10 protein-coding genes are annotated in these 7,315 nt (G+C 73.5%); 1 reads left to right on the top strand and 9 read right to left on the bottom strand.

Features of this window, described 5'->3' with window-relative positions:
- Positions 1-174: 174 nt before the first annotated feature.
- The 7 genes from ACFV0Q_RS35635 to ACFV0Q_RS35605 all read right to left on the bottom strand — a co-directional run bounded on the left by ACFV0Q_RS35635 (position 175) and on the right by ACFV0Q_RS35605 (position 5,020).
- Complete coding sequence (locus tag ACFV0Q_RS35635; protein WP_385011275.1) at positions 175-450, bottom strand: hypothetical protein; 276 nt, start codon at positions 448-450, stop codon at positions 175-177.
- A 216-nt stretch (positions 451-666) separates the two neighbouring features.
- Positions 667-1,599, bottom strand: a complete 933-nt coding sequence (locus tag ACFV0Q_RS35630; protein WP_385011273.1) for a 2-dehydropantoate 2-reductase — start codon at positions 1,597-1,599, stop codon at positions 667-669.
- A complete protein-coding gene (locus ACFV0Q_RS35625) occupies positions 1,596-2,636 on the bottom strand; it encodes a DMT family transporter (protein ID WP_385011271.1) in 1,041 nt (346 codons plus the stop codon). Before ACFV0Q_RS35625 ends, ACFV0Q_RS35630 begins: the two co-directional genes overlap by 4 nt.
- A 61-nt stretch (positions 2,637-2,697) precedes the next feature.
- Positions 2,698-3,438, bottom strand: coding sequence for an ArsR/SmtB family transcription factor (locus ACFV0Q_RS35620; protein WP_385011269.1), 741 nt, complete (start codon positions 3,436-3,438; stop codon positions 2,698-2,700).
- A 72-nt stretch (positions 3,439-3,510) separates the two neighbouring features.
- Positions 3,511-4,059 (bottom strand): hypothetical protein, encoded by a 549-nt coding sequence (locus tag ACFV0Q_RS35615; protein ID WP_385011268.1) that lies wholly within the window; start codon positions 4,057-4,059, stop codon positions 3,511-3,513.
- Between the two features lie 106 nt (positions 4,060-4,165).
- Positions 4,166-4,489, bottom strand: coding sequence for an STAS domain-containing protein (locus ACFV0Q_RS35610; RefSeq protein WP_385011267.1), 324 nt, complete (start codon positions 4,487-4,489; stop codon positions 4,166-4,168).
- A gap of 141 nt (positions 4,490-4,630) precedes the next feature.
- Entirely contained in the window at positions 4,631-5,020 is a 390-nt protein-coding gene (locus ACFV0Q_RS35605; RefSeq protein WP_385011265.1) for a hypothetical protein, read from the bottom strand.
- Positions 5,021-5,086: 66 nt separating this feature from the next.
- On the opposite strand from ACFV0Q_RS35605, the gene ACFV0Q_RS35600 reads away from it, so the two are divergent.
- Positions 5,087-5,686 (top strand): SixA phosphatase family protein, encoded by a 600-nt coding sequence (locus ACFV0Q_RS35600; protein WP_385011264.1) that lies wholly within the window; start codon positions 5,087-5,089, stop codon positions 5,684-5,686.
- Positions 5,687-5,728: 42 nt separating this feature from the next.
- Here ACFV0Q_RS35600 and ACFV0Q_RS35595 read toward each other — a convergent pair whose 3' ends face one another.
- Both ACFV0Q_RS35595 and ACFV0Q_RS35590 read right to left on the bottom strand, forming a co-directional pair.
- Positions 5,729-5,980: a DUF6213 family protein gene (locus tag ACFV0Q_RS35595; protein ID WP_385011263.1), complete on the bottom strand. Its 252-nt coding sequence runs from the start codon at positions 5,978-5,980 to the stop codon at positions 5,729-5,731.
- A gap of 115 nt (positions 5,981-6,095) precedes the next feature.
- Positions 6,096-6,740, bottom strand: coding sequence for a GPR1/FUN34/YaaH family transporter (locus tag ACFV0Q_RS35590; protein WP_385011261.1), 645 nt, complete (start codon positions 6,738-6,740; stop codon positions 6,096-6,098).
- Positions 6,741-7,315 lie beyond the last annotated feature (575 nt).

The following is a 7,315-nucleotide window of genomic DNA, read 5'->3' as shown; positions in this document are numbered from 1 at the left end:
TATCTACCACAACATCGCCTCGCACCGGGTGGTCAACCTGCCCTGACCCCTGGCGGGCCGCCCCTACGCGCCACGGCTGCGGCACACACCCGGTGTGCGCCGCGGCCGTGGCCGCCGTCGAGCTGCCCGGCGAAGGCCCGGTGGGCAGCGTCCACGATGCCGTCGTGGGCCGGATCAGGTGTCCAGCCGGCTGTTCGGGCCCTCGTGCCCGTCGGCTCCCTCGTCGTTGAACCAGTAGTCGCCCGCGGCGAGGTACCGGAAGTTGTGGCTGGTCTTGGCGGGCAGGGCCACGGTCACCGCCCGCTTTCCGTCGGGCCGCGATTCCAGGACGTGGGTGCCGGGGCACCAGTCGTTGAACGTACCCACCACGCTGACGGGCCCCGGCGGAACGTCCTCCGGCAGCACGAAGGTGATGTCGGTCGCGTTCTTCCGGCTCTTTCGTTCCAGCACAGCCTGCTCCTTTGCGTACGGCGGACGGAACTCGTCGGCAGTGGCCAGCCTGACGCCCTCCCGCCGAACCGCCCCACGACCCGCCGCGCGACGCCTCGCGTCACCTGTTCGGAGCCGTGCCCGGCCGCTCGCGCCCGTCGGCCGTCACCCCTGGGCAGGCCCGGATGCCCGGATGCCCGGCCGGCCGGGCATCCGGGTGAGGGTGTACGGCGGCTGTCAGACGGAGCGGGCCGCGGCGAGGCGGTGTTCGTGGACGCGGAGGTGGAGGGCGGCGAGGTCCAGCAGGGGAGTGGCCACCCCCAGCCCGCGGGCGCGCACGGTGAGGTCGGTCAGGACGTGGTCGGCCTCCGTGGGGGCACCGGCGACGAGGTCCCGGTAGAGGGACGGGGTGAGGGGCGAGCCGGGGGTCGTGACGGTCGCCGTGGTGAAGGCGAGTTCGGCCTCGGGCACCGGGTGGCCGGCGGCCCGCGCCACCGCCGCGGCTTCGGCGAGCAGGGCCGGCCCCAGCTCCGCGCCGCCGGGAACGGCGTTGACCTCCCCGACCGTGCCGCGCATCAGGCAGGTGAGGGCGACCAGCGTGGAGATGAAGACCCACTTGTGCCACATGGCCGCGACGATGTCCTCGGTCGCCGGTGAGTCGATGCCCGCGTCGGCCAGGACGGTGCGGATCGTGTCCACGCGGGCGGAGGGGCGGGCGTCGGTCTCGCCGGTCAGGATGACGGTGGGCGGAGCCATGCGGACGATGTCGCCCTCCGCGTTCAAGGTGGTGACCACCTTCGCGACCCCGCCGAGGACCGCCTCGGCACCGAGGTGCGCGACGAGCCGGTCGAGGTGGGCCACCCCGTTGAGCAGGGGGATGACGGCCGTGTCCGGGCCGACGGCGGGCGCGATGTCCGCCAGGGCGGAGCGCAGGGCGGTCGCCTTCACGGAGAGCAGGACCAGGTCGTACGGCCCGCCCGGAGCGTCGGCCGTCACCAGACGCGGCGTGAGGCGGAGCTTCTCCCCTTGCCCCTCGACGCGCAGGCCGCGGGCTTCGAGTGCCTTCGCCCGGGCCGGCCGGACCAGGAAGGAGACGTCCTGGCCCGCCGTGACGAGCCGGGCGCCGAAGAAGCCGCCGACGGCGCCCGCCCCGACCGTGAGGATCCTCATGAGGGGTGCCTTTCGTGAGAGGCAGTGTGAGAAAGAGAAGTGCGAGAAGGAGAAGTGTGCGCAGGGGAATGGTGTGCGGGAGAGGGTGATTCGGTCACGGGGCTGCCCGCGCCCGCCCCGCCGTCGCCGACGGGAGTGCGCGGCGTGCGCGGCGCGTACCGGGACACCGCCACTCCGGCCAGGCAGAGGACGCCGCCGAGGAGGGTCAGCCAGGCCGGTACCTCGCCCAGGAGGGCCCAGCTGAGCAGGACGACGATGGCCGGGACGGCGTACGTGGTCGCGCCCAGCTTGCCGGCGGGCATGCGGGCCAGGGCGTAGGTCCACGTGGTGAAGGCGAGGGCGGTCGGTACCACGCCCAGGTAGACCATGTTCAGGGTCGCGGAGGCCGGCGCCTTCGGCAGTTCGGAGAGCAGCTGCCCCGCGAAGGGCAGACAGGCCACGGTTCCCGTCAGGCAGCTGTACGCGGTGATCTGCAGGGGGGTCCCGTACGAGAGCGCGGGCTTCTGGGAGATGACGCCGGTGGCGTAGGCGACCGCCGCGAGCAGGCAGAGTACGACCCCGAGCACCGAGGTGGAGCCGCCGTCCCCGGACGACATGGACAGGCCCACGACCACCGCTCCGGCGAAGGAGACTCCCATGCCCGCCAACAGCCGCGGCGGCAGCGCCTCGCCGAGGAGGCGGGCCGCGAGGAGCGCCATGAGGATCGGCCCGGTGTTCACGAGCAGGGACGCGGTACCCGCGTCGACCAGCCGCTCACCCCAGTTCAGCGCGACCGTGTAGCCGCAGAACCACACCACGCCGGACAGCAGGATGCCGCGCCGAGCCTCGCGGGGCGGCAGGCCTTGGCGGCGTACGAGGAGCAGGACGGCGAGCACCACGGAGGCGGCCAGCAGCCTGCCGAGGGCCAGCGCGCCGGGTGAGTAGGCCGCGCCCGCACTGCGGATGGAGACGAAGGCGGAGGCCCAGGCGAACACGGTGAAGGAGACGGCGCCGACCGTGAGGACGCCGGGCGGGAGGGGGCGGGAACGGAACGTCATCAGTCCACCCTACGGGGTGAACATTTCGGTGTCGACCAAAATGTTGATTCTGGATCCGGGTTCAGCTCCACGCCTCGGGTGTGATCCCCAGGAGCTCGCCCAGGGCCTGCTCCCCGGCCGCCGTGACCTCCAGCCCCCGGCCGCCGCCCGCCGGTCGCACCACCCACCGCCCGTCCAGCGCCCGCGCGCACAGCCGCGCCCCGGCGAGGCCGCCCAGGTGCCGGCGCCGCTCGGTCCAGTCCAGGCAGGAACTCACCAGCGGTCTGCGCCCCGCGCCCGGGCCGGCGAGGCTGACACCGGCCTCGGCGCACCAGGCCCGGCCGTCCTCCGTCAGCTCGAACACGCCTTCCGTGCGCAGCAGTCCGCGCCGTTCCATCGCGTCGGTCACGGCCATGCCGAACCGCCCCGCGAAGTGGTCGTAGCAGGTTCGCGCGCGCGCGAGCGGATCCGGCGCGGTCACCACCGGGACGGTGTGCGCCGCGTCCCGGTCCGGAATCGCGTACGAGGCGAGTGCGTCGATCAGGCGGGCGGTCGCGGCGTCGGCGATGCGCACGTAACTGTGCCGGCCCTGCCGCTCGGTGACGCAGATGCCCGCGTCGAGCAGCCGGGTCAGGTGGCCGCTGACGGTGGAGGGTGCCACGGACGTGATCCGGGCCAGTTCGCCGGCGGTCCAGGCGCGGCCCTCCAGCAGGGTCATGCAGATCGCGGCGCGCGTCTCGTCGGCGAGGGCCGCGGCGAGGGCCGCCAGGCGGGCCGCGGGGGCCGGGGCGTCGGCCGGCGTCGCGGGAGGCAAGTCGTTCATGGGTTCAGGATGCCCGATTACTTCGGTGGATGGCGAATGATTCCGTATCGATCACCGGAGCCGGAGGGGGGATCAATGGCCCGCGGCGGTCTTGACCAGGGCCACGGCCAGGCCGATCGCCGCGTCGAGGGCACCGGCCAGCAGGGCGAGGGCCGGACCGGTGCCCATGCGGACGCCGCCGTACCACCCCCACCCGAACAGGCTGGCGACGCTCACCCCCGCGGCGGCGTACAGGGCGGTCGGCAGGCCCATCACGCCGAGGGCGGCCGAGCCGATCAGGATCAGCGGGGCGACGGCGGACAGCAGCAGGGGGCTGCCGATCCACAGCATGCGCCGCAACTCAGCGCCGGTGGCGAGCCGGCCGTGGACCACGCGGTGGGCCTGCTGGTCGGCGACGAGGCTCGCCAGCCACAGCCCGACGGCGGTGGTCAGCACCGTGGCGGCGGTGCCGACGGCATCGGCGTGCTCCGACACGGCCAGGCCGATCACCACGGAGATCATGGTGATGGTCGCGTACAGCCGCTCCTTCAGCCGGGCGGCGGCCTCGGCGGCGGTCGCGGGGGCGCCGGTGTCGGGCTGCTCAGGCCAGGGGGCGATGCCGCCGTTGTCCTCGTGACCCATGCCGTCAGGCTAGTGGCGCGAGCCGCCGATACGGCGTCGGCGGGTGGCGACTCGGCCGAAGATTCCGTCGGCGGCCTCCGTACGGCCCCGGCGTCAGGGGCCGGCGTCATGGGCCGGCGGCTTCGACGTCCGGCGCGTAGGTGAACAGGGGCAGCGTTTCCGTGATCTCGAGGAGCCGTCGCAGCTGCTTCGGGAGGGTACCCGCGAGCACCAGGCACGGGGTGGTGCGCCGCAGCCACAGCAGGCAGTTGAGGAAGGCCGAGTCCGCGAAGCCGACCGCGCTCACGTCGATGACGAGCCGCGAGGGACCCGTTCCCGCGGAGGAGGCGCCGGCCGCCTCCAGGAGCGCGGCCACGGAGTAGAGGTCGAACTCGCCCTCGCAGTGGAGGACGCGCGCCGTCGCTGAGACGGCTCCGATACGTACGGGCATCGACGCTCCTTCGAGTGCTACCCGAGGGCTGCCCGTCAAGCGAAACACCTCGGGGGCCACGAGGGAAAGGGCTGGAGCGAAATCGGCCGTTGCCCGTACGGTCCCTCGGCCACATCGGCGGGAGGAAGCCGGAGTGTGCCGCTACGCCCCTTCGTCGTAGGTGCCCGCCTCGATTTCGAGGGCGAGTTCCTGGAGGACCTCGATCGAGGTGATGTCCGTGCGGCCGTTGTCGTGCGCGATGGCGAGGCTGGTGAACGCCAGGCTGAAACCGGAGACCATCGTGTGCAGGGCCGGACCGAGTGCTTCGGCCACCAGGGCCGCCACCTGTTGCGGAGACGCGTCGGACGGCACGCTGATCGACGGCAGCATTTCGTTCAGGAGCGTCGTGGCGACACCGGCCGTGGCGGCGGGGCCGTCGTCGTCGGCGTCGCCGTAGCCGTCGTCGTCCTGGCCGGATTCGACGGCCCGGCGGATGTTCTGGGCTTCGGTGAGGATGCCGATCACCCGCTTGAGTACCTCTGCGCGTTCCATCCTGCGGAGCCTAGTCCGTGCGCGTCTCCGGGCGTGAGGGTGCGTACTTCCCGGACTCACCGCACCATGACCGTGTACCCCGACCCCGCGGCGAAGGAGGCGGCCATGTCCTCGGGCCCCGCCCCACACACGACGTCCTCGGCCTCCGGAGGGGCCGCCGGGTGCCGCCTGCTGCTGGTGCGGCACGCGAAGGCCGTGCCGAAGGAGGATCCGGCCCAGGACGTCGACCGCCCCCTGAGCGAGCGCGGCAGGACCGACGCGCCCCGGGCGGGCCGCTGGCTGGCGGAGTCCGGCTTCACGCCCGGCCTGGCCCTGTGCTCCCCGGCGCGCCGCACCCGGCAGACCTGGCAGATGCTGGCCCCGGCGCTGGCGGAGCCACCGTCCGCCGTGTACGACGAGCGGCTCTACGGCGCGGCGCCGAACGCGCTGGTCACCGTATTGGCGGAGCGGGCGGCGGGCCTCGGATGCGTGGCGCTGGTCGGCCACAATCCCGGCATCCACGACCTGGCCGCCTCCCTGTGCGGGTCCGGCCCGCCGGAGCTGCTGGAGGAGCTCAGGGCGGGCCTGCGGACGTCGGGCGTCGCGGTGATCGACCTTCCGGGAGGCTGGGAGGCCCTGACGCCCGGCGCGGGCCGGCTGATCGCCCTCTGGTCACCGGGCCGCTGACACGGACGGGGACATGAGCCCCCCGCCCAGGCCGTGCGGGAGTCACTCCCCGTCCGGTCCCAGGCCCTCCGGCGCCGACGCGAAGGCGATGCACTCCACGTCGATGCTGTCGGCGAGTTCGTCCAGGACGCCGGCCAGGCTGTCCACGGTCTGACGGTCGACCGCCGGATCGCCGGCGTCCGCCGAGCGCACCCAGTCCACGGCGATCGTGCGCAGCAGCGCGGTGACCTGGTCGGCGGGGATCAGCGGGCCGCTGTGGCCGCCCGGGACCAGCGGAATGGTGACCTGGATCATGGAACCGCCTCCCGGGGCATCTGTGAGCGCGTGCGCGTACGTGCCGGTAGCGGATCGCATACCCCGCGACGCGCAGGCCAATCACGGCACGGCACGTACGGCCGGCTGCCCGGGGTCAGAGCAGGGAGCGGATCCCGGGCTCGGCCCCTTCCTCCATTTCCTCGGCGCCCGATCCATGACGGCCCAGGGGCAGGACGGGACGTCCCCGGGTGTCCTCCAGCGCGAAGGCCGCGGCGGCGTAGAGCGCCAGAACGGTGAGGAGCAGCCCCGCCGCCCCGGCCGCGGTCTCCCAGGCCGCGCCCCCGGCGAGCCGGTGGATTCCGTCGAGGGCCAGGCGCAGCGCCGCGCAGCCGATGACCGCCGAGGCGGCGAGTTTGTCCCTGCCGGACGCGGCGAGGGGCACGAGCAGGGCCACGGCCGCGGCGACGAGGAACAGGCCCAGCGTGTGGCGGCCGCCCGGGGCGCGTCCGGCCGAGAGGAGTCCGGCCTCGACGAGCCAGGCCATGGCCAGCACGGCCATGGCGGTGGCGAAGGCCGAGTCGCGGGCGCGGAAGCCGAGGAGCGCGGCGATGAGCTGGAGCGGGAACGCGAAGGCGAGCAGTACCAGGGCCACCGCGTGGCGCTCGTACGGCCCAATCCAGTCGAGCTGGAGCCCGGCGACGACGAGAGCGCCCACGGCGAGCCCCAGGAAGCCCACGGGCACGGGGGTGGCGAGCGGACGGAGCACCGTTGCGGAGGTCCGTGGTGTGGAACGGGTCATGACGGTTCCTCTCTCGCGTGGTGGCCGGATCGGTCCCCCATGGGCGCCTGCCCCGTTCGCGGGCCGGTACCCGCCCTCTCTCATCCCGCTCATCCCGCCGAGCGGTACGGGAGGTTTTCGCCTAGTTTGGCTTCCGTTGGATCATCCGATTCGTCAAAGGAGTTCACGATGGCTGACAAGGGCAAGATGGACCAGGCCAAGGGCGAGGCGAAGGAGGCCATGTCCGAGATGGACGAACGCGCCCGCACCGCCGCCGAGAACCTCCGCAAGAAGAAGTAGCCGTCCACGCCCGACCGGGCCGGCCCCCGCACACGGGGCCGGCCCGATCGGCCGTGCGGGCGCCGGCCTCCGCCGCGCAGCGTGATCCGCGCATTCCTGGGGAGACGCCAAGAGAGCGCGCAGCGCGTCCCGGACCGGCGCTGCCACGAGGAGAGGACGTGCTCATGAGCGACTCCGGAGCCCGCGGCGACGACGTCTACCAGCCCCAGCCCGAGGACGAGCCTTCCGAGCGGCAGCCGGACATGGACGACTGCGTCGGGGAACTCGACACCGACGCCCTGATCGACCAGGGGTAC

The sequence above is a fragment of the Streptomyces sp. NPDC059564 genome, assembly GCF_042735575.1.
Lineage (GTDB): Bacteria > Actinomycetota > Actinomycetes > Streptomycetales > Streptomycetaceae > Streptomyces.
This window is presented reverse-complemented; position numbering and strand designations above follow the sequence as displayed.

What these genes read in the sequence shown, in the direction of transcription:
- ACFV0Q_RS35595 (WP_385011263.1), bottom strand. Translation starts at nt 5,980, where the DNA reads ATGATCCAGGTCACCATTCCGCTGGTCCCGGGCGGCCACAGCGGCCCG.
- ACFV0Q_RS35620 (WP_385011269.1), bottom strand. Translation starts at nt 3,438, where the DNA reads ATGAACGACTTGCCTCCCGCGACGCCGGCCGACGCCCCGGCCCCCGCG.
- ACFV0Q_RS35600 (WP_385011264.1), top strand. Translation starts at nt 5,087, where the DNA reads ATGACCGTGTACCCCGACCCCGCGGCGAAGGAGGCGGCCATGTCCTCG.
- ACFV0Q_RS35590 (WP_385011261.1), bottom strand. Translation starts at nt 6,740, where the DNA reads ATGACCCGTTCCACACCACGGACCTCCGCAACGGTGCTCCGTCCGCTC.
- ACFV0Q_RS35610 (WP_385011267.1), bottom strand. Translation starts at nt 4,489, where the DNA reads ATGCCCGTACGTATCGGAGCCGTCTCAGCGACGGCGCGCGTCCTCCAC.
- ACFV0Q_RS35630 (WP_385011273.1), bottom strand. Translation starts at nt 1,599, where the DNA reads ATGAGGATCCTCACGGTCGGGGCGGGCGCCGTCGGCGGCTTCTTCGGC.
- ACFV0Q_RS35605 (WP_385011265.1), bottom strand. Translation starts at nt 5,020, where the DNA reads ATGGAACGCGCAGAGGTACTCAAGCGGGTGATCGGCATCCTCACCGAA.
- ACFV0Q_RS35625 (WP_385011271.1), bottom strand. Translation starts at nt 2,636, where the DNA reads ATGACGTTCCGTTCCCGCCCCCTCCCGCCCGGCGTCCTCACGGTCGGC.
- ACFV0Q_RS35615 (WP_385011268.1), bottom strand. Translation starts at nt 4,059, where the DNA reads ATGGGTCACGAGGACAACGGCGGCATCGCCCCCTGGCCTGAGCAGCCC.